This is a genomic window from Streptomyces sp. DvalAA-43 (genome assembly GCF_900091725.1).
Taxonomy (GTDB): domain Bacteria; phylum Actinomycetota; class Actinomycetes; order Streptomycetales; family Streptomycetaceae; genus Streptomyces; species Streptomyces pulveraceus.
Map to the genome: position 1 here is coordinate 145,747 of NZ_FMBW01000063.1, position 23,643 is coordinate 169,389.

The 23,643-nt window shown below is 72.0% G+C and carries 16 protein-coding genes; 5 read left to right on the forward strand and 11 right to left on the reverse strand.

Translation table 11 applies throughout. The annotated features are described in order from the left end of the window. Window positions 1–19 precede the first annotated feature (19 nt). A complete protein-coding gene (locus GA0115234_RS25645) occupies window positions 20–937 on the reverse strand; it encodes an MBL fold metallo-hydrolase (RefSeq protein ID WP_093546001.1) in 918 nt (305 codons plus the stop codon). Between the two features lie 139 nt (window positions 938–1,076). Here GA0115234_RS25645 and GA0115234_RS25650 point away from each other — a divergent pair, with 139 nt between their 5' ends. Then, the gene (locus GA0115234_RS25650) at window positions 1,077–2,036 is read left to right on the forward strand and encodes a helix-turn-helix domain-containing protein (RefSeq protein WP_093546004.1); all 960 of its coding nucleotides are present in this window, start codon (window positions 1,077–1,079) and stop codon (window positions 2,034–2,036) included. 497 nt (window positions 2,037–2,533) lie between these two features. Here the strand turns inward: GA0115234_RS25650 and GA0115234_RS25655 are convergent, their stop codons facing one another. The 3 genes from GA0115234_RS25655 to GA0115234_RS25670 form a co-directional block, all read right to left on the reverse strand. Next, a complete protein-coding gene (locus GA0115234_RS25655) occupies window positions 2,534–3,121 on the reverse strand; it encodes a GNAT family N-acetyltransferase (RefSeq protein ID WP_237541730.1) in 588 nt (195 codons plus the stop codon). A gap of 67 nt (window positions 3,122–3,188) precedes the next feature. Beyond that, window positions 3,189–3,824, reverse strand: a complete 636-nt coding sequence (locus GA0115234_RS25660) for an IS3 family transposase (RefSeq protein WP_093546007.1) — start codon at window positions 3,822–3,824, stop codon at window positions 3,189–3,191. 913 nt (window positions 3,825–4,737) lie between these two features. Continuing rightward, window positions 4,738–5,733 carry a phosphotransferase family protein gene (locus GA0115234_RS25670; protein ID WP_176729272.1) on the reverse strand — a complete coding sequence of 332 codons (996 nt, stop codon included), beginning with the start codon at window positions 5,731–5,733 and terminating at the stop codon, window positions 4,738–4,740. Between the two features lie 317 nt (window positions 5,734–6,050). Here GA0115234_RS25670 and GA0115234_RS25680 point away from each other — a divergent pair, with 317 nt between their 5' ends. After that, window positions 6,051–7,808 carry an SMI1/KNR4 family protein gene (locus tag GA0115234_RS25680; RefSeq protein WP_093546010.1) on the forward strand — a complete coding sequence of 586 codons (1,758 nt, stop codon included), beginning with the start codon at window positions 6,051–6,053 and terminating at the stop codon, window positions 7,806–7,808. A gap of 157 nt (window positions 7,809–7,965) precedes the next feature. Here the strand turns inward: GA0115234_RS25680 and GA0115234_RS44460 are convergent, their stop codons facing one another. Beyond that, window positions 7,966–8,511: a transposase gene (locus tag GA0115234_RS44460; protein WP_093546013.1), complete on the reverse strand. Its 546-nt coding sequence runs from the start codon at window positions 8,509–8,511 to the stop codon at window positions 7,966–7,968. 226 nt (window positions 8,512–8,737) lie between these two features. Further along, complete coding sequence (locus tag GA0115234_RS25690) at window positions 8,738–9,229, reverse strand: FBP domain-containing protein (protein WP_093546016.1); 492 nt, start codon at window positions 9,227–9,229, stop codon at window positions 8,738–8,740. Between the two features lie 71 nt (window positions 9,230–9,300). Here GA0115234_RS25690 and GA0115234_RS25695 point away from each other — a divergent pair, with 71 nt between their 5' ends. Both GA0115234_RS25695 and GA0115234_RS25700 read left to right on the forward strand, forming a co-directional pair. Continuing rightward, a complete protein-coding gene (locus GA0115234_RS25695; RefSeq protein ID WP_093546019.1) occupies window positions 9,301–9,870 on the forward strand; it encodes a TetR/AcrR family transcriptional regulator in 570 nt (189 codons plus the stop codon). Between the two features lie 157 nt (window positions 9,871–10,027). Next, a complete protein-coding gene (locus tag GA0115234_RS25700) occupies window positions 10,028–11,203 on the forward strand; it encodes a GDSL-type esterase/lipase family protein (protein ID WP_093546143.1) in 1,176 nt (391 codons plus the stop codon). Window positions 11,204–11,369: 166 nt separating this feature from the next. On the opposite strand, the gene GA0115234_RS25705 is transcribed toward GA0115234_RS25700, so the two are convergent. Both GA0115234_RS25705 and GA0115234_RS25710 read right to left on the reverse strand, forming a co-directional pair. Next, window positions 11,370–11,720 carry an SDR family NAD(P)-dependent oxidoreductase gene (locus GA0115234_RS25705; RefSeq protein ID WP_093546146.1) on the reverse strand — a complete coding sequence of 117 codons (351 nt, stop codon included), beginning with the start codon at window positions 11,718–11,720 and terminating at the stop codon, window positions 11,370–11,372. A 196-nt stretch (window positions 11,721–11,916) separates the two neighbouring features. Next, entirely contained in the window at window positions 11,917–12,762 is an 846-nt protein-coding gene (locus tag GA0115234_RS25710; RefSeq protein WP_093546149.1) for an aminoglycoside phosphotransferase, read from the reverse strand. Window positions 12,763–13,145: 383 nt separating this feature from the next. Here GA0115234_RS25710 and GA0115234_RS25715 point away from each other — a divergent pair, with 383 nt between their 5' ends. Next, window positions 13,146–21,584 carry a type I polyketide synthase gene (locus tag GA0115234_RS25715; RefSeq protein WP_093546152.1) on the forward strand — a complete coding sequence of 2,813 codons (8,439 nt, stop codon included), beginning with the start codon at window positions 13,146–13,148 and terminating at the stop codon, window positions 21,582–21,584. A gap of 106 nt (window positions 21,585–21,690) precedes the next feature. Here the strand turns inward: GA0115234_RS25715 and GA0115234_RS25720 are convergent, their stop codons facing one another. The 3 genes from GA0115234_RS25720 to GA0115234_RS44465 form a co-directional block, all read right to left on the reverse strand. Then, window positions 21,691–22,320 carry a hypothetical protein gene (locus tag GA0115234_RS25720; protein WP_093546022.1) on the reverse strand — a complete coding sequence of 210 codons (630 nt, stop codon included), beginning with the start codon at window positions 22,318–22,320 and terminating at the stop codon, window positions 21,691–21,693. A 318-nt stretch (window positions 22,321–22,638) separates the two neighbouring features. Continuing rightward, complete coding sequence (locus GA0115234_RS25725) at window positions 22,639–23,103, reverse strand: GNAT family N-acetyltransferase (RefSeq protein WP_093546025.1); 465 nt, start codon at window positions 23,101–23,103, stop codon at window positions 22,639–22,641. Next, window positions 23,036–23,497, reverse strand: a complete 462-nt coding sequence (locus tag GA0115234_RS44465) for an SDR family NAD(P)-dependent oxidoreductase (protein ID WP_202554162.1) — start codon at window positions 23,495–23,497, stop codon at window positions 23,036–23,038. Before GA0115234_RS44465 ends, GA0115234_RS25725 begins: the two co-directional genes overlap by 68 nt. Window positions 23,498–23,643 lie beyond the last annotated feature (146 nt).

The window sequence follows — 23,643 nt, forward strand, 5'->3', positions numbered from 1 at the left end:
GGAGGAACTGGAAGGGACATCAGGAGATGCGGGAGAAGCCCGCCCACCCCTTGATCGCGAACTTCGAGCCGCTGCGTACGACCTCCGCGGCGCCCTGGCCGCCGAAGTGCGCCGGGAAGACGAGCGCGTTGTTGTCGGCGGCACGGCCGAGCAGCTTGTGTCGGGTGGCGCGGGACTCCGCCGGGTCCTCGCAGAAGCAGGAACTGATGTCCGGCTCCACGATCTGCAGCGCGGTGTGCACCAGGTCCCCGACGAACAAGGCCTGATCGCCGCCGGACTCCAGGGTGAGCACGGACGAGCCGGGAGTGTGCCCAGGAGCGAGATCGAGACGCAGGTTCTTGTCGATCCGGTACGTCCCCTCCCACAGGTGAGTGAGTCCCGCCTGGTGGACCGGCGTGACGCTGTCCTCGAAGACGTTCTGGTTCCCGCGGCCGAGCACGGTCCTGTTCTCGTTGGCCGGGTCCCAGAAGTCGAAGTCCCGCCGGGGCATCAGGTACGTGGCGTTCGGGAAGGTCGGTACCCAGGTCCGGCCGTCCAGGCGGGTGTTCCAGCCGACGTGATCGATGTGCAGGTGGGTGTTGACCACGATGTCGACGTCCTCGGGCCGCACCCCGGCGGCGGCGAGGTGGCCGAGGTAGTTGGTGTCCAGGCGGTTCCACACCGGCGCGTAGGGCCGGTCCTTGTGGTTGCCCACGCCGGTGTCGACGAGGATCGTGCGCCCCTCGCTCCGCAACAGCCAGGACTGGATCGCCGTATGGCACTCGTCCGTCCGCGGGTTCCAGAAGTCGGGCTCCAGCCAGTCGCGGTTCTCGTCCCAGGAGCCGTGGGGGCTGTCCGGGAAGAACTGGCCCGGAGACATCTCCGACGAGCCGGAAAACTCAGTGACACGGCTGATGGTGACGTCGCCGAGAGTGATCCGCTCCGCGCTCTGATCCATGTGGTCCGTCCTCGGGTCTGGGGGTACGTAGCCGGATGAGACCGATCCTGGACGCGCGGACGGGTACGTACCACTCCCGGGTTGTCCCACCCCTCACAGGGTGTGGCAGGGACCGGGTCGCGCACCGAATACTGGAGGGATGAACGGACCCGGCCCGCTCGGCGCCTTCCTCCAAGCCCGACGGGCGCAGCTGCGCCCCGAGGACGTCGGCCTGCGCGACCTCGGACCGCGAAGGCGGGTGGCCGGGCTCCGGCGCGAGGAACTGGCCCAGCTGGCGGGCGTCAGCGTCTCGTACTACGCACGGCTGGAACAGGGCCAGTCCCGCGGGGCCTCGGCCGAGGTGCTCGACGCGATCGCCCGCGCTCTCCTGCTCGACGACCACGAGCGCGAGCACCTCGACCGGCTCGCCGGCACCGCCCGCCACGCGCCCCGGCTGCGCCGCCCGCGGCCCGAGAAACTCGCCGACGAAACTCGCGACCTCCTGCGTGCCGTCGACGGCGTACCGGCGATCGTCCTCGGCCGCCGTACGGACGTGCTCGCCTGGAACGCTCTCGGGCACACCCTGCTGGCAGGCCATCTGGACTTCCTCGGCCCGGATGTCCCGGCACGACGCCCGAACATGAGCCGGATGCTCTTCCTGGACCTGCACTGTCAGGAGCTGTACGCGGACTGGAAGCGAAAGGCGCGCGCGGTGGTCGGCAACCTGCGCATCGCCGTCGGCAAGTACCCGGACGACCCGCTGCTCGCGGAGCTGATCGGCGAGCTGACGATGAAGAGCCCGGAGTTCGTCGCACTATGGGCGGACCACCGTGTGGCGCCATGCGATGCCGCGACCTACGAGCTGCGCCATCCCGTCGTCGGCACGGTGACGGTGACACAGCAGACACTGGCGGTCGCCCGTTCACCGGAGCAGGCGCTCATCGTGTGCACCACTCCCGCCGGCTCCTCATCCGAGGAGGCCCTCGCGCTCCTCCGGCAGTCGAGCGGCAGCAGGACGCCGTACGCGGATGGCGTCGGCGTTCCCGAGGAGCCACACCGACAGGTGCAGGGAGCCCGGGGCCCCGGGCGAGGTAATGACACGACGGTGAGGCGCCGGTGAGGCGGCAGGTCCCAGGCGACGCTCTCTCCGAACGTTGCATCAGTGGAACATGACGAAACCCTTCCCCGGTTGAGGGGAAGGGCTTCGTGAGCGAGCGCTGGGCAGGCCTTGCACCTGCATTTCCCCGCGGGAAGCGGGGCGTCTTTCCTTGGACCACCAACGCACCGTCAGTCACCGGTGATTCCGGCGAGCTGCCAAGATCAACTATAGCGCATGCGGGCCGTCGGCCGACACCGGCCGGACGAGCAGGCGGCTTGGTCCCAGCACCTGCCCGACGGAAGCCGCCGTCGGCCGACACCGGCCGGACGAGCAGGCGGCTTGGTCCCAGCACCTGCCCGACGGAAGCCTCGGTCCCGACGCCTGCCCGACGGACGCCTCTCCCGGCACCGGCCCGACGGACGAGCGCGGTTCCAGACGATGTACGCCCGCTCGCACGCGGACGGGCGTCGCCGAGTCCGGGACGCTACGCCGCTACGGCGCTTCTGGCCGGGCAGCGGTCAGCCTTGTTGCCGGAGGTCCAGCATGCAGAAGACCTTGTCGTACCGCCGCTCACCGACGGCGACGAAGTCGGGCAGTCGGCCGTATTCGGTGAAGCCCAGCGAACGGTAGAGGTGCAGGGCATGGGTGTTGTCGCCACGGGCATCCAGGGTGAGGACCTCGATCCCCGCTTCCCGGGCGTCAGCGATCAAGGCAGCGGTGAGCGCCCGGCCGATGCCACGACCATGGGCACTGGCATCTACCGCGAGCTTCTCCAGATCGGCGTGCGGCCGATGGGTCGGTCGGGCGTAACGGAGCCAGTACCCCACCCCGACAAGCCGACGGCCGAGGTACGCGGCGCGCAGGGCCGCATCCCCGGCCCGCACCGCGGAGAAGACGTGGCCGAGAAGCTCCGCCACCTCATCCCGTGAGGGTGGTTCGACCCAGCCCAGTGCGGCACCTCCACTGACCAGGTGCGACAGGATCTGGTGGGCCGACTCCGCGAACCGGGCTTCCAGTCCCGGATCGGAAGTCAGCTCCATGGCGTCAAGAATGACGGGCTCAGGGGACACACCGCTGGTCGCACCGCTGGTCATGGCCGGGTTCATGACCGGCAGCCTAGCCAGACCGAGGCCCGGCGGGAGGGCTGGCCAGACGAAGTTGAAGGACTGCATGTCAGCCTCCATGCCGCATGCCGCCACCGCCAAGCCCAACAGCCCCATGACAGCGGTGATCCGCGTGATGAATGAGCTGGCCGGGCTCGACCTCGCGGGAAGCGAGGGCGTACTCGAGCGTGGACAGCACCAGGTCGGCGTCCGCACGGGCGGAGGTCTCCCAGGCCACCACCCGGCGGGAGAACGCGTCCCGGATCGCGGACAGCCACAACGGGCCCTCGCCGGTCGCGATCATCGTCAGGTCGGTGACCCACGGCCGGTTCGGTGCACTCGCGGTGAAGTCGCGCTGGACCAGGTCCGGGGCCAGGGTGACCTTGGGATCCCGGCGCGTGAAACCCTTGCGACGCGGGCTGATCCCAGCGAGGTCGGCCTCGCGCATCAGGCGCTCGACCCGCTTGCGGCCCACGTGGACGCCCTCACGCTTGAGCACGGCACGCACGCGCGGCGAGCCGTAGATCCCGCCCGAGCCGGCGTGGATCTCCTTGATCTGCTCGGTGAGTTCCGCGTCCCGGCGCACGCGTTCGCACGGCTCGCGCTCGGCACGGCGCCAGCGGTAGTAGGTGGAGGAAGGGATGGACAGTTCCCGGAGTACGGGCTCGACCCCCAGGTGCGGGTGCTCGTCGAGGAGCGCCGTCACCTGGGCCGGGTCGGGTCGAGCTGGGCCACGAAAAAAGCCGAGGCCGTCCGCAGGACCTCGTTCGCCCGTCGGCAGAAGGCCGTTGCGATACGCGCGAGATCACAGTCCATGACTGGAGTGTCAGGCGAGCACCCATCGGGGCTGGTGTCCACCTCTTCCGGGTGAGGACACACGGCTCGGGAAGGTCGTGCTCCCACCGCAGCAGGGGGCACTTCGGGAGGCGTGGCGAGGAAGCGTTCCGCGCGCTCGGTCTCCCGTGTCCGACGCCACCGCAGGTGGTACCGGCGCTCCAGGTACGGGCCGTGGGTGAGCGGGCAGCGGCAGAGCTGCACCAGGTCCGCACCCTCGGGTCCGGGCGCAAGGCCCGGGATATCGCGTCGGAAGAACTGGGCGAGCCCGACGAAGGGCGCCGGTCCGTCCTCCCCAGGTGTTCCGGCGCCGGGCCACGGCCGGCTCCGCGGCCATGTGCCTGCGGCACGGCGCTGAGGATCTCGTCCCGTGCGTACCCCTCGGTCTCGCGCTGGTGCGGCTCGGGGCAGACCGGCCATGGTTCGCCATCCGGCCACAGCATCGGCCCTCCGACATGGCTGTCCCGCATGCCGGGCCGCCCCGGCCTGGGGTGCAACCGGGTCGTCCGGCCCCGGTAGGAGGCCAGCTCCGGGAACACGGCCTCCACGGACACCGGTCTGTCCGGCGTGGTCCTCGTCATGTGCAGACCGTACGCAGCCGGGGAAACCCCGCGCGAACGGGTTTGCCGCGAGCCCGGTGTCTCACCCGAGGCTGACGTGGAGGTGCGTCCCGTTCTCGTACGCATCGGTCTCGGCCCTGAAGTGAGTGTCTCCGCTGACGTGGCTTATGTATCAGGCGTGTTGGAGCTGTAGGCCCTCGCAGCACACGGGCACCGGTCGCGTCTTCAGGTCGCCGGGGCCATCGCCAGCGCCTCGTTCAGGTGGTGCTCGGCGATCCCTCGCATGAACTCCCGGTCGGGGAAGTCCCCGTCGAGCAGGCGCAGCGGGCCGGCCGTCAGCGACAGGTGCTGGGTGAGTTTGTAGAGCGCGAGGCGGTCCTCGTCGAGGCCGTCCGCCGCCAGTTGCTGATACTGGCTGTCGGAATGGCGGAGGCGTAGGAACACGTGCTCCCACTCGACGTCGAAGTACATCAGGTCCTCGATGTCGATCACGACGGGATGGCCGTTCCGGTCGACCATGACGTGGTCCAGGCCCAGCTCGCCGTGGACGACGGAGTACTCGGCGCGCGGCCGCACCGCCGCGGTCAGCTGACGCAGCCGCTCCTCCAACTGGTCGCGGGCATCGGCGATCCTGTGGTCGCGCGCGGTCGCCTCGGCGAGGCAGCGCAGCGCGAAGGCCAGGGCTGCCTGCTCGCACGAGGCGTAACGCGATGTGCCGCCCCCGTCGATCAAGGCCACTTTGCCGAAGGACGGCGCACGGTGACTGCGCATCACCGCCAGGCTCTCGGCGAGGCGCATCATGGTCGGCTCCGCGGCGTGCGGGTCGCGGTTCCGCAGGTCCATCAGGGCCCCGCCGGGCATGTCTTCGACGATCGCGAGGTCGGCCGGGTAGTGGGTACGGTCGCGGTCGACCAGGTGGACTTCAAGGACCCGAAGGCCGAGTGCCTCCAGCCGCGCGTGCGCGGCCTCGAACAGGTCGAGCCCGAAGCCGGGAGAGAACGGGTCGGCGAGGTCGTCGTCGTGCTCGGTGGTCGGCCAGTAGTTCTCGGAGTCCTCCCACAGGTAGGCGATCGCCGTCGTGGAATCGTCCATCGTCAGCCGGTAGACGCCTTTCCTGGTGCCGCCCGTGAGCCGCTCGACCGCCTCCAGCCGTCGCCCGCCGCCCAGCGCGGCCCGCGCCGCACCCGCCAGCTGATTCCGCGTCACTTTCTTCGGTGCCATTGCCCGCGACCCACCTTCCGCATTCCGTATTCCGCTTCCGCCCCGATGACTGGGGCACCCTACGCGAGTCGTCGTTCAACGCCGAACGAATTGGGGTGGAGGTGGTGTGCGGCGGGCGATCGTCATGTCGTCTGTTCGGGGTCGCGGTTGAGTGGTTGAGCCGGTGAGCGGTTGAGCCGGCGAGCTGTGCCTTGGACCAGTGGTGGCCGAGGGCGGTCAGACCCAGGCACCAGGCGAGGGCGATGCATCGGTGATTGCCGATCCCTGTGCCGAGTCGGCCTCGTGGGACTGTCAGTACCCGCACCTAGAGTGCCAACATGACCACGTTCACCGTCGAACAGTCCTGGGCCCGCATCGAATCCTGGCTCGCACAGCACGCTGCCGTCAGCCACGGGCTGCTCCGGCCGCCGGCCCTGCCCGAGGACATCGCGGCGGCCGAACTCCGTCTCGGGGTGACGTTCCCGCCCGACCTGAAGGAGTCGCTGCTGCGTCACGACGGTGTACAGCTCCAGGACGGAACGCCGACGCTGGGCTACTACGGACCCCTGTCCGGCATCGAGGACATCGTCCAGAGCACCGAGTTCCTGCGGAGCATCGGCGCGGACCTCGACGAGGACGAGGACGATCTCGACGAGGAACGCGACGAGCACGCGTACTGGCCGCACGAACGGCTGCTGATCACCCTGGGCATCGGCTGGCAGTCCTCCGACGGGCTCTTCCTGGTCTCCCGCCCCGGCCCGAACCACGGGCGCGTCGGCCGGTACTTCGACGAGGACAGCCCGTCCTTCACCCCTTGGCCGGGACTGCGCCACGTCCTCGCCGACTTCGCCGCGGCTCTGGACAACGGCACCCCTTTCAATGGGCGGACACCGCTCGGCTTCGAGGGCCAATTGATCTGGGACGACGACAGGACGACCGTCCCTGATCCGCTTTCCCCCCTCGGCCTCGCCGCCGAGGCCACCGAGCCGCTGGTCCCGTCTGCGGCCGGACCGGTCCCGTCCGTCCCGCGGCCTGACGGGCCGTACACCGTCGTTGCCATCGGGGCGCCGGCCTCGCAGGCCGCGCCCGTGCAGCCGGATGTCGTGTTCGTGGCGGGCATACCCCCCGTGGAGCTGTGGGACCGGTTGGGCTCCGTGCCCTCGACCGCCGGGCCGCGCAGCCGGGAGCAGGCGAGGCTGTCGGCCGCCGCGCCCTGGTCGGCGTACCGTCCAATGGTCCGGGTCGGCTGGTGTGGTGATGGTTGGTCGTACGCCACCCAGGAGGGCGGTGACGCCCAGTTCCGCCGCCCGGAGGTGCTGCGCCGGCTGTCCCGTGGCACCCGGGTCGTGCGGCTGACGAAGCAGGGGCCGGAGGTACGCGTCACCGTCACCGAGGACGGCGTGGATCGGCCCGAGGCGGCCCGCCGGGTCGACTCGCCCCGCGAGGACCACATGATCGGGCCCGCCAGGCAGCATTGGCAGAGACTGGGCGGCGATCCCTGGCCCGGGTCGACGGCCGCGTACGCCCGGCTGCTGGCCGAGCTGGCGACGGAGCACGGCATCACCTGGGATCCGCAGGACGACGGCGACGCGCCACTGGAGAGCGCGCTGCTGCTCCCGGTCCTCGACGACGTGCTGTCGACGCGGCACCCGGTCTCCTCGGTACGTGATTTCGACCTCGGCGGGCTCGTTGACCGGACACCGCCGGAGCGGCTGCGTTCCGCGATGGCGGCGCAGCTCGCCCGGCTGGCGTCCGAGACCGGCATAGACACCTACCCGGAGATCGCGCAGGCAGTGGAGCGGATCCGCCGGGACGAGCCGGTGGATCTCGCGGCCGACGGGGCACTCGACCTTCGGATGAGGACCCTCGCCGCGGAGTCCCGGGCGGCACGGGGGCTGCTGGACGCGGCCCGGCACCAATCGGCCCCGTCGCCCATCGCCGCGGACGACCTCGCCGCGTGGGCCGTGCGGCACTCGGCGGCAGGGGCAGTGCGCGAGTTCCTGCTGCTGCCCCTGCCGGCCGCGGCGGAGACGGTCCTGAACCAGCGCCGGTCCGTACGCTGGCGCGACGACCTCGCGGCGGACCTGGCGGAGTAGAGCGTGTCTCCTTGGTGTTGTCCGCCGTGCGAAGCTGTGCGCCATGGCGCCTTCGATAGTCCGTGGACTTGCTCTGCCCGCCCCGCTGGTGTCGCTCATCGAGCGCAACCTCTGGCATCATCCGGGCGATGCGGTGTTGGCGAAGGTCATCCGTGGTTCAAGGACCCACTTGCCTTCGTGTCGAACCCCGAGCAGATGGCGTACGCGTCCCAATCATGGACATGTTCGCCGATGATCCACACTCCGCCTTCTTTCGCCAGTCACGCGGAAGCAGGGGCGTCTCCCCTCTCGAACCTCCATGGCTTGACGTTGACCAGGCAGTGCTGATCGCCACCACTCGCCATCCCGGTGATGACGGCGCCTTGATGCCGCCGAGTGCCCACATCCGCAGCCGGTTGTATACACCTCTCCAGTTTCCGTACTTCTCGGGCAGGTGCACCCACTGCGATCCGGTCTGGAACTTGAAGGCAATCGCGTCGATCACCTCCCGGTGGTCCCGCACCTCCCGGTGGTCCCACCACCGGCCACCGCGCTTGGGAGTCCTGTCCGGCGGTAACGGCTCAATCCGCGCCCACCGCCCATCTGTTAACGGCACAACCCGAACCAACGACCAACTGATCCAAACGCGCGGGCCCCGCAGCCTGCCGAAACGGGGGACGGCATCAGGCGGTTGTGGATCGACGGCACCGATCTGCAGTGGCATGTCTGCGTTGCTCGGTTCCCGGAGCCTCCGGCGGAAGCCGCCACGCGGACGTTCGAGGCGATGCTGCCGCAGCAGGGCGCCGCGGCCGAAGGGTGAGATCCGGGCGGAACGGTCTCACCCACGCATGTCTTCCGTACTCGCTCGATCACTCACGCACAGCACGGCACGGCACGGCACGGCACGGCACGGCACGGCACACACGTTGTGATGTGCGTGGCCGGTTCCGTTATGCGATGACCTTGGCGACGAACGCCGAGAGGTTCGTGACGGTCCGCTGGATCTTGTCCTCCAGGGTGAGCGATTCGTGGAGCCGTGCACCGACGCCTGCGTCCTTCTTGCCTCGCACGTACAGCGGGCAGGCCAGGTCGCTGCATATGTAGGCGCCCACCGAGTTTCCCTGCTGTCCCGCCCTGCCCGCCTTCGCGGCGACCATGAGCGAGACGCCGCCGGTGTGGGTGGTCACGCACATCGAACACATGCTGCGCCGAGTCTGCCAGGGGATGTGGGTGGGGCAGCGCAGGGCGAGTGCCGTCGGGCGGCCGTCCAGCTCGGTGGCGAGGTAGGCCCGGTTGGAGGCCTGGGGATCCCTCCAGCCGAGGAAGTCCAGGTCGTCCCAGGGCCGCTCGGCCAGGTCATGGGGGATGAACAGGCGCTTGGCCTCGCCCTTGGTGCAGTTCACGAAGGCGGTGCGGATCTCCCGCTCGGTCATGGGTTTCATGAATCGCAGGCTAGTTTGCCTATAAGCTTTAGGCAAAAGCATAATAGTTATCGTCAGATTGGAGAAAGTTTATGGTTAGAGCAGGACTGACACCGGAGCGTCTGACCCTGGCCGGGGCGGAGCTGGCCGACGAGGTCGGTTTCGACCAGGTGACGGTCTCCGCGCTCGCCCGGCGGTTCGACGTCAAGGTCGCGAGTCTGTACTCGCACCTGAAGAACTCCCAGGACCTCAAGACCAGGATCGCGCTGTTCGCGCTGGAGGAACTCGCCGACCGGGTCGCCGATGCCCTGGCCGGGCGTGCCGGCAAGGACGCCCTGGCCGCCTTCGCGGATGCCTATCGCGACTACGCCCGCGAGCACCCCGGCCGGTACGCGGCCGCCCGTCTCAGACTCGATCCCGAGACGGCGGCCGCCAGTGCCGGGGTGCGGCATGCGCAGATGGCACGGGCGCTCCTACGCGGCTACGACCTGCCGGAGCCGGACCAGACACACGCGGTCCGGATGCTGGGCAGCGTGTTCCACGGCTACGTCAGCCTGGAGCTGGCCGGAGGCTTCGAGCACAGCGCCCCGGGGGCGGAGGAGTCCTGGGCCTGGGTCGTGGACTCCCTCGACAGCCTGCTGCGGAACCGCACCGCGCGCTGACCGAGGGCCGCACCGCTGGAGGCGGTCGCCCGCGCCGGGCGACCGGAACAGCCGGACGACCGGGACAGCCTGCGGCGAACGGGAACAGCCAGGCACCGGAGCGTCCGATGACGAACCATGACGGACGATGACGAAAACCCTGAACAAGGCTGAGGCGATGAACACCGAGCACGACTGGATCACCACACCTGTCACCGCGGACATCCTGCGCGGTCACCTCGACGTGGAAACGACGGCACACGGCCTGCTGCCGCACCGGCTGCCCGCTCGGGCCCGGCGGCAGATCCCCGACGACCAACTGGCCATGGCCGAGGCCCAGCCCTCCGGCGTGCGTTTGGTCTTCCGTACCCGGGCCACGGAGATCCATCTGGACACACTGCCCACCAAGCGGGCCTACCAGGGGCTTCCGGCCCTGCCCGACGGCGTGTACGACCTGCTGGTGGACGGCCGCCTCGCCGCCCAGACCACGGTGCCCGGCGGAAACGTACGCACGATCACCGACATGGTCACCCAGTCCGCCGAGCTGTCCGAGGGCCCTGTCGGCACCGCCCGGTTCACCGGTCTGCCCGAGCATGACAAGGACATCGAGATCTGGCTTCCGCATACAGAGATCACCGAGCTGATCGCGCTGCGCGCCAACGCCCCCGTCGCGCCGGTGCCGGACCGCGGGCGCAGGGTGTGGCTGCACCACGGCAGCTCCATCAGCCACGGCTCGAACGCCACCCATCCGACCGGCACCTGGCCTGCCCTGGCAGCCTCCCGGGGCGGAGTGGAACTGGTGAACATGGGGTTCGGCGGCAGCGCCCTGCTCGACCCGTTCACCGCCCGTGCGATGCGGGACACCCCCGCGGACCTGATCAGCCTGAAGATCGGCATCAATGTCGTCAACGGCGACGTGATGCGTCTGCGGGCCTTCGGCCCCGCGGTACACGGATTCCTCGACACCATCCGCGAGGGGCACCCGACCACGCCGCTGCTGGTCGTGTCGCCCATCCTGTGCCCGGTCCAGGAGGACACCCCCGGCCCCCTCATGCCCGACTTCGACGGCGGGACCTTGCGGTTCAAGGCCACGGGCGATCCTGCCGAACGCGCCGCCGGGCGTCTGACGCTCACCATCATCCGCGAAGAACTCGCCCGGATCGTCGAACAGCGGGCGGCCGACGACCCCGAGCTGTACTACCTCGACGGCCGTGACCTGTACGGCGAGAAGGACTACGCCGAACTCCCGCTGCCCGACGAGATCCACCCCGATCCTGCGGCTCACCGCCGTATCGGCGAGAACTTCGGGCGGCTCGCGTTCGGCGACGGGGGCCCTTTCGACGGAAGGCCCTGAACGTCCTGGTGGTATTGCCCTGTGAGGTCGGGGACGGGTGATGCAGGTCGTGGCGGTGCGCTGCGGAAGCCGGCTCGCGAGACGGTGAGGACCCGACGCGGCGGGTACCAAGACCGGCCGGAGGACGGCGGACTCCTCGGGAGAGGGGTAACGGTGAGTGCTCCGTTCAGCGTTGGGCGGCGGGGCGGACGACGATCTCGTCGACGTCCACGTCGCCGGGCCTGCTGATCGCGTAGGCGATCGCGTAGGCGGCCAGGTCCGCGAAGCCGGCGCGGTCGGTGACGTCGAGGTACCTGGCCCCGGCCCGGTGTCCCTCCTCGATGAGCTGCTCCGCCGTGCGCTCCAGCAGGTCGCTGCGACGGCCGGTCAGCACCGCGTGGTGGCCGTCGCGGGCGGGGCGGCGGGCCGTCGCCCGGCCGTTGCCGCTGGTGGCGCCGGTGACCAGCACCACCTTCGTGGTGCCGGGTGCGAGTGGTGCGGTGGGTACGTGTGCGGGGTCCCTGTGGTTCTCGGTCATGTCCTCGATCGTCGGGCGCGGTTCGGGGACGTACCTGGGTGTGACGCGCCCAGGCATGGGGGTGCCGACCGCGCCGCGCCACACTCCCCGAGCGCCGAGGCCCTCGCTCTCCTCGGCACCCTCGCCGCCACCCGGGCCGGGGAGAGGCGGGCCGGGTGACCGGCGGCCGTGGATACCCGTCCGGGTCGGGAAGGGGCTACCGCTGAAGTGCCGTCAGCTTTCTCGCCACTTCGTCGGTCGCCCGTGCATACCGGGCCCGCTCACCGGGGCCGGTCCGCCCCGACGGCCCCGTGCTCTCGCTCTGCGCTACGAGTCTGAAGATCAGTGCGCGGATCAGCATCTGCTGCCAGTCGGGATGATCGCTTCCATACGTCAGCATGTCGGGCGGAAGGTCGAACCACAGCAGGCCATCGGCGACCACGACCGCCTCGGCGAACACCGGAGGCCGCCAGTACGGCGAAAAGTCGATCACAGCGGGCGCTTCGCCCTCCGCGAAGAGCACATTGCCGCTGAGGTCGCCGTGGATGAGCTGCGCCGCGTCCTGTTGCACGGGGCGCCTCAGCGCCAGGAGGGCCGAGAACGGGGCGGCGAGGTCGTCGGTCACCTCGACGTCCTGTTCGCCCCACGCCACTCGGTCGGCCACCGCCCAGGGATGGGTGCGCCGGCCGAGGAAGTCGGGCCGGGGGTACTGCCGCAGGGCGGAGTGAAGGGCACGGCCCGCGCCGAGCACATCGGCCCAGTGCCCGCTCGGGCCGGGCTCACCGGTCAGGAACTCGGCGGCCGTCCAGCCGTCCACGACGCTTCTGCCATCGGCGGCCCGCAGCGGAAGCGGGACGCGGAAGCCGCTGTCCGGCGCCAGCCGCTCGAACAGGGAAGCAGCCCATTCGGCTTCGGCGGCGGCGCCCTCGGCCGGCTTGAAGACAGCCCCGCCGACGAGAACGCTTCGCCCCTGCCCGCCGGTCAGAGGGACGGGAGCGCCCGTCACGCCGAAGGCATCGAGGACAGCGCGAGGCGGGGTGGCGGTGCTCGGCTGCTCGGTCACGCCGGACATCCTGCCGACACCGCCCCGCCCGGCGCACCTCCATTTCGCCGCAGCGCCGGACCTCCTCGGCCACGTCCGGCGGATCGGTCCCGGCCACGTCCGACAGCCCCGTCCCGGCCACGTCCTGCGGGCTCTGCTCGGCCGCGTCCGACAGCCCCGTCCCGGCCGCGTCCGACAGCCCCGTCCCGGCCGCAGTGCCGAGCGTCCCGGCGGTCCCCCGCGACAGCGAGCCTCGGTGCCGTCGCTCCGGGCATACGGCACATGACCACCCGGTTCGATGATCGGTGAGCCGTACCCCCGTCCGGATCGCCCCACCTCCAGGAGGCAACCTGGTGCGGCATGCTGCCGTCCTCAACGGCGGGTCATCTCAAGGAGGTCATGTGGTGGACAGCCACGCCGACATCGTCAAACCGCTGCCGGAGCTGCTCGGGCACCACGCCCGGCGCCTCGGGGACAGGATCTCCTTCGAGGACCGGCTCAGGCGGGTGACCTACCGGGAGCTGGAGCGGAGGACCGCGCGGCTGGCCGGTCACCTGTCCGGACTCGGCGTGGAGCGCGGTGACCGGGTGGCCGTACTGCTCGGCAACCGTGTCGAGGCGGTCGAGAGCCTGCTCGCCGTCACCCGGGCGAGCGCCGTGGGCGTGCCCCTGGACCCCGGGAGCTCGGAGGAGGAGCTGGCCCGCCTGCTCGACGACAGCGGGGCGCGGGTACTCCTCACCGATGAAGCCTGTCTGACGCGGCATCGGACGCTGCTGTCGCGGCCCGGGGTGACCCTGGTCGTGGCCGAAGGCGGCGCCGAGGAGGACACCGGTGACCGGCCCGCGGCGATGGACGGCGGGCTGCGGTTCGAGGAGTTGGCGGGTACGGAGCCGCGGACACCCGCCCGCGACGATCTCGCCCTGGACGACGTGGCCTGGCTGCTCTACACCTCGGGCTCCTCCGGCGTGCCCAAGGGCGTCCTGTCCACCCAGCGCAACCGCCTGGCGCCGATCGCGACCGGCCTGGTCGGTGTCCTGAGCCTGTCCGAACGGGACCGTGTGCTGTGGCCGTTGCCCCTCCATCACGCGATGAGCCAGATCGTGTGCTTCCTCGGGGTGACCGCGGCGGGGGCGAGCGCGGTGCTGCTGCCCCGGTTCACGGTGGCGGGGGTACTCGGCGAACTGCGCCGGGAGGGCGCATCGTTCACCCTGCTCGGCGGGGTTCCGACCACGTACTCCGCACTCCTCGACGCGGTCCGGGGCGAGGAGGGCGGCGACGGCGGCGAGGGTGGTGAGGGCGGCGGCGGTCTCGGTGCCCCCGCGCTGCGGGGTTGTGTCAGCGGTGGCGCCGCGGCGGGGCCCGGGTTCGGCGAGTCCTTCGAGGCGGTCTGCGGTGTGCCGTATCTGGAGCACTACGGCAGCACGGAGGTGGGCCCGGTCACCATGCCGGAACCGGGCCGGATGACGGGATCCGGGGGATGCGGCCGGGTACTGCCCGGCACCCGGGTCCGGGTCGGTGGGGGCCCCGACGGCCGGGACACGGGCGAGGGCGAGTTGTGGGTCAGCGGGCCCGGGGTGATGGCCGGTTACCACGGCAGGCCGGAAGCCACCGCGGAGGTGCTGCGGGACGGCTGGTTCCGCACCGGTGACCTGGCCAGGATCGACGCCTCCGGTGGACTGGCGATCACCGGCCGGGCGAGCGATCTGATCATCCGGGGCGGGGTGAGCATCCATCCTTCGGAAGTGGAGGCGGTACTGCGGCGGCTGCCCGGGGTGGCGGACGCCGCCGTGGCCGGACGCCCGCACCCCGTCTTCGGCGAGGTACCGGTCGGCTATCTCGTGGCCGAACCCGGCGGTGTGCTGGACCGGGGGCGCGTCCTCGCCGCCTGCCGTGCGGAACTGTCCGGCTTCAAGGTGCCCGTCGAGCTGTTCGAGGTGGCGGACCTTCCCCGTACCGCCTCCGGGAAGACCGTGCGCCGGGATCTCGCCGGACTGCCGGCACGGGCACTGGGCGCGGCGGCCGACGAGTCCGCACAGGCAGTGGGTACGGAGGCCGACAAGTCCGCACAGGCGCTGGGTACGGAGGCCGACGGGAAGCCGTCGGAGGACCTGCTGGCCCTGGTGCGGGGCGAGGTGGCGGCCGTACTCGGCTGTACGGCCCAGTCGGTGGAGCCGGACACGGCGCTGCGGGACCTGGGGATGGACTCCTTGACGGCGACCGTGCTGCGGGAGCGGCTGTCGGCGGCGACCGGCCTGCCGCTCTCCGAGGCCGTCGCCTTCGACTTTCCCACCGCCGCGGCGCTCGCCATCCACCTAGGGGAACGGAACGCCACCGAGCCGGCCGGTGCCGGGCCCGTGGACCGGAGCGCGGTCCGGTCGGACGACGACCCCGTGGTGATCGTCGGGATGGCCTGCCGCTATCCCGGAGAAGTGACCTCTCCCGAGGAGCTGTGGCGGCTGGTGTCCGACGGGACGGACGCCATCGGCCCCTTCCCCACCGACCGGGGCTGGGACGTCGAGGCCCTGTACGACCCGGACCCCGGGCGGCCCGGACGGACCTATGTGCGCGAGGGGGGCTTCCTCTCCGGCGTGGACCGCTTCGACCCCGGCTTCTTCGGTATCTCGCCCCGCGAGGCGCTGGCCATGGACCCGCAGCACCGACTGCTGCTCGAAGTGGCGTGGGAGGCCTTCGAGTACGCCGGTCTCGTCCCCGGCACGCTGCGAGGCTCGGCGACCGGGGTGTACGTCGGGCTGATGTACAGCGACTACGCACGCGGCCTGACGAAGACGCCCGAGCAGGTCGAGGGGTACCTCGGCCTCGGCAACGCCGGAAGCGTCGCCTCGGGCCGTATCGCCTACGCCTTCGGTCTCGAAGGCCCGGCCATCACCGTGGACACCGCGTGTTCCTCGTCCCTGGTGGCCCTGCACCTGGCGGCCCAGGCGCTGCGCCGGGGCGAATGCGCCTTCGCGTTGGCCGGTGGCGCCACGGTGATGTCGGGGCCCTCCTCGTTCGTGGAGTTCAGCCGCCAGCGGGCCCTGTCGCCGGACGGCCGCTGCAAGGCGTTCGGTGCGTCCGCCGACGGCACGGGGTGGGCCGAGGGTGCCGGAATGCTGCTGCTGAGCCGGTTGTCCGAGGCGCGCCGCGCCGGGCTCCCGGTACTGGCCGTGGTGCGCGGCTCGGCGATCAACCAGGACGGGGCGAGCAATGGGCTGACCGCACCGCACGGACCGGCGCAGCAGCGGGTGATCCGGCAGGCGCTCGCGGACGCGGGGCTCGGTCCCGGGGACATCGACGCGGTGGAGGCGCACGGCACCGGCACCCGGCTGGGGGACGTCATCGAGGCGGAGGCCTTCTTCGCCACGTACGGGCGTCAGGACCGGCCGACTCCCCTCCGGCTGGGCTCGGTGAAGTCGAACATCGGTCATACCCAGGCCGCCGCCGGAGTGGCCGGTCTGATCAAGATGGTGCAGGCGATGCGGCACGGGGTGCTTCCGCGTACGTTGCACGCCGACGAGCCGACGCCCCGGGTCGACTGGTCGTCGGAGCGGATCGCGCTGCTGACCCGGGCGGTGGAGTGGCCCGCGACGGACCGTCCGCGCCGGGCGGGGGTGTCGTCGTTCGGGATCAGTGGCACCAACGCCCATGTGGTGCTCGAAGAGGCCCCGGACGGCGGGGTGGAGGCGTCGCTGTCCACCGCCGCGGACGGCGGGGCGACGGCGGCGGCGAGCGACCGTGTCGGGCCCGGGGCGGTGCCGGGGCGTGCGGCGCGTTCCGGGCGGCCCTCGGTGGCCTTCCCGGTGTCGGCGAGGAGCGTGCCGGGGCTGCGGGCCCAGGCGCGACGGCTCTACGACCATGTGGCCGCCGCTCCCGACGCGTCCCTGGCGGACATCGGGTACTCGCTCGCCACCACGCGTGCGGCCCTGGAGCACCGGGCCGTGGTGGTGGCCCGGGACCGTGCCGGGCTGCTCGACTCCCTGTGGGCCGTGGCGGAGGGCGACGGCGGGTCCGGGGTGCACACGGGCACGTCCCGCCCACACGGCTCGACGGCCTTCCTGTTCACCGGTCAGGGCAGTCAGCGTGTGGGCATGGGCCGCGAGTTGTACGAGTCGCGGGATCTGCATCCGGCGTTCGCCCGTTCGCTGGACGAGTGCTGTGCCCTGCTCGACCCGCTGCTTCCGGTGCCGCTGCGGGACGTCATGTTCGCCGGGCCCGGTACGGAGAAGGGCGCGTTGCTGGAGACGACCCGGTTCGCACAGCCGGCGCTCTTCGCCCTGGAGACGGCGCTGTTCCGGCAGTTCGAGGCGTGGGGGGTACGCCCCGGCCCGGTGGCCGGGCACTCGGTGGGCGAGGTGACGGCGGCGCACGTCGCCGGGGTGCTGTCCCTCGCGGACGCGTGCGCGCTGGTGGCGGCCCGGGGCCGGCTGATGGACGCGCTGCCCCCGGGCGGTGCGATGGCGGCCGTGGCGGCCGGCGCGGACGAGGTGGCCGCCCGCCTCGCCGGGACCGGGGGTGCGGTGGAGATCGCCGCGGTCAACGGGCCTGCCTCGGTGGTGGTGTCCGGCGACGAGTCGGCGGTGCGGGAGGTGGGCGCGTACTTCCGGGAGCGGGGCCGTCCGGTGAAGCCGCTGCGGGTGGGTCATGCCTTCCATTCCGCCCGGATGGAGCCCGTGCTGGCCGAGTTCGGTGACGTGGTCCGGCGGCTGTCCTTCGCCGCGCCCCGGCTGCCTCTGGTCACCGCGGTGCGGGGCCGGGCGGCCGGCGCCGAGGAGGTGTGCACGCCGGAGTTCTGGGTGGACCATGTCCGCCGTCCGGTCCGCTTCGCCGATTCGGTGGCGTACCTGGCCGAGCAGGGCGTGGCCCACTACGTCGAACTGGGTCCGGAGGGGGTGCTCACCGGCCTGGTACGTGAGTGCCTTGCCGTGTCCGGGGCGGGCCCGGACACGGGGGAAGCGGGCGGCGGGCGTGGCCCGGTGCCGCTGGTCCTGCCGACCCTGCGCGGGAAGCGGCCGGAGGCGGACGCCCTGCTCGACACGGTGGCCGCGCTGCACGCCCAGGGCGTTCCCGTCGACTGGCGGGCGGTGTTCGCCGGGGGCGACGGGCGGCGCGTCGCCCTGCCCACGTACGCCTTCCAGCGCCGCCGGTACTGGCTGGAGGCCGTACCGGAGCTTCCGCACGTCTCCCCGGAGGCCGGGCACGCCCATCCGTTCCTCCGGTCGGGCACCCGCACGGCCGACGACGACGGGCTGCTGCTGAGCGGGGTGCTGTCGGTGCGGGACCAGCCGTGGCTCGCCGACCATGTGGTGGCCGGGGAGATCTTGCTGCCCGCCACCGCGTTCGTCGAAATGGCCCTCCACGCAGGCGGGTTGGCGGGCGCGGACGTCCTGGACGAGCTCGTTCTGACCGCGCCGCTGCCGTTGCCCCCGGGCGGCGCTGTCGCCTTGCAGGTGAGGGTGGCCGGGGCGGACGGCACAGGACGGCGGACGGTGCTCTTCCACTCCCGGCCGCACACCCCGGCGGGCGAGGAGCCCTGGCTCCGGAACGCCACCGGCACGCTCTCACCGGCGCGGCCCGACGCGGACGGACCCGGCGGCGCGCCCCGGCCGGACGCGCCCTGGCCGCCGGAGGCGGCGGTACCCCTGCGTGCCGACGGTCCGGAGAGCGGACCGTACGAGCGGCTGGCCGCCGAAGGGCTGCGTTACGGCCCCGCCTTCCGGGGCATGAGTACCGCCTGGCGGCACGGGGAGGAGCTGTACGCGGACGTCGCACTGCCGGAGGCGGCCCGGACCGCGCGCCGGGCGGCGGACGGCCCGGGGTTCGTCCTGCACCCCGCGCTGCTCGACGCGGCGCTGCACGCCGTGGCCCTGGACAGCCTTGTCGCGAACGATGCGGGGGCAGCCGGTGAGGCGGCCGACGGGCTCGCCCTGCCGTTCGCCTTCAGCGGGGTGCGCGTGCACACCGCCGGTGTGCGGCGCGTGCGGGTACGGGTGGCCCCCGGCCCGGACGGCCGGTCCGGGGTGGAGCTGACCGACGAGACGGGCTCACCGGTGGCGACGGTCCGTTCGCTGGCGCTCCGCCGGCTTCCGCGTACCGGACCGACGGAGGCGGACGCGGTCACCGGGGCCCTCCACCGGCTGGACTGGGTGGTGTCGGCCGAGCCGTCCGCACCCGTGGCACTGCCCCGCTGGGGGGTCCTGGGCGAGGCGGGCACCCGGCTGGTGGACGCTCTCGCGCCGCCGGGTTCCGGCGTCCCGGTCTACGCGGGCCCGGCGGCGTGCGACGCGGCGTCGGCCGTCGTCGTGGCACCCTGCCCGCCGGACACGGCCGACGACGGGCAGGACCGGGCCGCCGGTCTACTGCGGGCGGCGGACCGGGCGCTGGGGCTCGTACAGGAATGGCTCGCCGAGCCGCGCCTGTCCCGCTCCCGTCTCGTCCTGGTGACGTCCGGTGCCGTCGCTCCGGCCGAGGACGGACTCCCCGCGGACGGTGCCGGTCGCGGGAGCGACGGCCGGTCCGAGGGGACGGCGTCCGTGCCGTTGCACACTCCGGTGTGGGGACTGGTCCGCTCGGCCGTGCGGGAGAATCCGGGCCGCTTCGCCCTGATCGACGTGGACGGGCACCCCGATTCCTGGAGCGCCCTGCCCGCACTGCTGGCGGCCCCGGTGCCGGAGGCGGCCGTGCACCGGGGGACGGTGTACGTACCGGAGCTGGTGCCCGTGGCCGGGGCGGCGTCGAAGCCGCGGAAGGGGCGGACGCTCGACCCGGAGGGCACCGTCCTGGTCACCGGCGGCACCGGTTCGCTGGGCATGCTGGTGGCGCGGCATCTGGTCGCCGTTCACGGCGTCCGGCGTCTGCTGCTCGTCGGCCGACGCGGGCCGGATGCCCCGGGGGCGCGGGAACTCGTCGCGGAGCTGGGCGAGGCGGGCGCCCGGGTGACCGTTCACGCCTGTGACGTCGCGGACCGGACCGCGCTCGCGGCCCTGCTCGACACGGTGCCGGCGGCCCACCCGCTGACCGGCGTCGTGCACACCGCGGGGGTGCTGGACGACGGCGTCGTCGCGGCGCTCACCACCGACCGGCTGAAGCGCGTGCTGCGCCCCAAGGTGGACGCCGCTCTCGCGCTGCACGAGCTGACCCGGGGTCACGACCTGGCCGTGTTCGCGCTGTTCTCCTCGATCGCGGGCACCTTCGGCTCCGCGGGCCAGGCCAACTACGCCGCGGCCAACTGTGTGCTGGATGCCCTGGCGCGGCACCGCGGGCGGCTCGGACTGCCCGGTACGTCGATCGCCTGGGGCCCCTGGCAGCAGAGCGACGGCATGATGGCGCACCTCGGCGACGCGGACCGGCAGCGGATGGCCCGCTCCGGGTTCGCCCCGCTCGGACCGGACGAGGGTCTGGCGCTCTTCGACGCGGCCGTGGCCGGTGACGAACCCGTGGTGGTGGCGGCCCGCCTCTTCCCGGCCGCCCTCCGCGGCAGCGACGCGGCGGCGAACCCGCTCCGCACTCCTGCTGCCCACACGGTCGAAGGGAGCGGGGACGGGCTCGGCCGGTTGTCGGCGGTCGCCTCCCCCGACGAGATGCACGGGGTGCTGCTCACCAAGGTCCGGACCCTGGCGGCCTCCGTCCTGGGCCACCAGGACGGAGCGGGCGAGATCGACGAGGACGCCCTGCTGGCGGATCTGGGGCTGGATTCCCTGGCCGCGGTCGATCTGCGCAACGAGCTCGCGGTATGGACGGGGCTGGCGCTGCCGTCCACGCTGCTGTTCGACTTCCCGACGCCGCGCGCGCTCGCCACCGAACTGACGCGGTGGTACGCCGGCGAGGCACCGCGCGCGGACGCCGCACCCGATGGCCGGGCGCGGCCCGGTGCCGACGATTCCCCGGACTTCCCGGGCCGGCCGGCGGGCGACGGCACGGGGGGTGGTACGGACGACAGTTCGGGAAGCGGTCCGGACGACGGTTCAGGAGGCGGTCCGGGGACGGGCGCTTCGCCGGACGCCCGGGTGCGGGTCGCCGAAGCACCGCATGCCGGGGAAGCCCCGCACTCCCTGGGCGCGCTGTTCCGTACCGCGTGCGCGCGGGGGCGGAGCTGGGACGGGATGGTGCTCCTCACCGTCGCCGCGCGCCTCCGCCCGGTCTTCGACGGGACCGCGGCACCCGGTGCGGTGCACGAACCCGTCATGCTCACGGCGGGTGGCACGGGGGTCCGGATGGTCTGCTCCCCCGCGCTCAGCGCACTGTCCGGACCGCAGGAGTACGCGCGTTTCGGCGCCGGGCTGCGAGGGCTGCGGCCGGTGTCCGCGATGCGGCACCCGGGGTTCGAGCCCCGAGAGGCCCTGCCCGCCACACTGGACGCGCTCGTCACCGCCCAGGCCGCTGCCGTCCGTTCAGCCGCGGCCGAAGGCCCCCTGGTACTGCTGGGGCGGTCGGCCGGTGGCTGGGTGGCCCATGCCGTGGCCGAGCGGCTGGAGTCCGAGGGGGCCGCCCCGGTGGCCGTCGTCCTGGTGGACACCTATCCCCCGGGTCACGGCGACCGGGGGGAGGATCTCTCCACGATGACGGCGGACATGCTGCGCCGGGCGGCGGAGTTCGCCTCCACCAGTCCCGACCGGCTCACCGCCATGGCCGGATACTTCGAGCTCTTCCGTGGCTGGAAGCCCGCGCCGCTCGCCTGTCCCACCCTGTACGTACGGGCCCGGGATCCGCTGCCCGGCGCCGACCCCGCCCCGGAGTGGAGCCTGCCGCACACCGAGATCACTGTGCCGGGGGACCACTTCACCATGCTGGAGGAGCACGCCCGTACCACCGCACTCGCCATCCACCAGTGGCTCGACAGCCGGCTCTGAGGAGGTCCCGATAGAGGCGCGGGCGCGGACGGGTTGCGTCCCCCGCGCCCGCGCGCCCCGGCCGTACCGGCGGCTGCGACAGCCGCCGGTACGGCCGGGCAGGCGCTTACGCGTGGGAGCTGATCACGCCTCCGGCGCTGAGCACGATGTACACGCCATTGGCGTCGAGCCCGACATCGTGCTGGTTCGCCTCGATCGTGGCGTCCACCGAGCCGTCGTGGCCGATGATCTGCGCGCGGTACCGCAGCTCGCCGGTCTTCGTGACCTTGGCCGTCCACCCGCCCGCGAGCTTGAAGGTGCCCGGTCCGGTGTGTCCGCCGCCCATCCAGGAGTGGACCTCACCGCCCAACGTGAGCACGACGAACATGTCGTTGGCGTCGAGCCCGGCGTCGGCCCCCTTCGTCTCCAGCGTGGCCAGGACCGAACCACGGCTGACGATCTTGACACGGTAGTGCTGGTCACCGAGCTCGTAGATCTCGGCCTTGCTGCCGTCCACCAGGGTCTGCGTGCGGACCGGGTAACCCGCCTTGGCCTGGGCGGTCTCGGCGGTCTCGGCGGTGGTGCGGTACGCGGCGGACGTCACGGTCCGCGCACCGACCCCGGCCCGGGCCTTCTCCGAACCGGCGGCGGCACCGTTGCCTCCGCTCTGGCAGGCGGTCAGCGAGAGTACCGCCGCCGCGGCGACGGCCACCAGGGCGGCGGAACGGACGGTACGGCGAGCACGACGAGTGGTCATTGTGGAGCCCCCATGAGATATCAGGATGCGGCGGCCGCGCCTGCTGCCGCAGGGGGACCGGCCGGATCTGCTGTTCGCTGCGCCCCGTGAGACGGCACCCGGGCAGGAGTTGTTCACCGCGTTCCTGTCCGCAATTGGTAACAAAGGGACCTGAGCCACCGGACACGTCCTCAGGGGCCCACGTCGCCCTGCACCACGGCCGCCCCGGTATCTCCCATGTCCCGGTGGAGGGGGACAAGCCCCTCGGGTACGGCCTGATGTGGCGGTCCGGCGGCGGCAGCGGCGCGATCGCACAGGTCCCGGAACCAGGGGCCTTCGTCAGATCCCCGATGACACGTCTCGATGGAAGACGGCCATGGCCCGGCCGGGGCCGTTGTAGTCGTCGACGATCTCCGCGTCGAAGCCGAGGCTGCGGTGGAAGGCGATCGAGCCGGTGTTCTCGACCGATGTGATCGCCTTCAGCCGCCGTGCACCCTGCCGCTCCGCCGCTTCGGCGAACGCCGTGTGGAGACGACGCCCGAGACCGGTGCCACGGGCGTCGTCCCGCGTGGCGATCAGATGCACATAGCCGGTGCCGTCCGGGGTGACGAACCCGAAGACGTACCCACGGATTCCGTCCTCGGCACGGGCGACCAAGCAGGTGGGACCGAACTCCTGGACCAGTACCAGAAGGTGCAGCGATCGGAGGTCGCGTTCGCCCCAGTAACGGGGGTGATCAGTCAGGACCTGGTGAAAGTCGGCCACTGTGGCCGGTGCGATGTGTATCCCCATGATGACGATCATGGCAGGCAGATTGGCAGACACATTGGCAGGCGCCTCGGCCGCCGCAGGAGGCCCGGAATCCCTTCACCATGTCCGGCAGTACGTGCCGCACCGCCACCACCGCTCCCCGTACATGCAGTTCGAACTGTGCTGTGGCCGAGGCGACCGTGGTCCCGGCGGCGCGCGTGATCGGCCCGGTCGGGCTGGGGCTGAATTCCAGGACGTCGATCGGCCCCATCGCGCTCTCCGCCGCGGCGAGAGCAGCGGTGAGGGATTCGTGGTCGCGGATGTCGGCGGGGAAGGCAGCGGCGGTGACGCCCAGCCCGGCCAACTCGGCTACCAGGTCCTCCAGTCTCACCCTGGTACGCGCGATCAGTCCGACCTTGAAGCCACGGCGGCCGAACGCACGGGCCACCCCATCCCGAGCCCCGGACCCGCACCGACGACAACCAGTGTCTTAGCCACCGACGTTCCTCTCCGAGCAGAGCCCCGGACCAACACCCGTACAGGTTCCGATACTTACGATCTGTACGTAGCCACATGGTTCGTCACTACGATGGG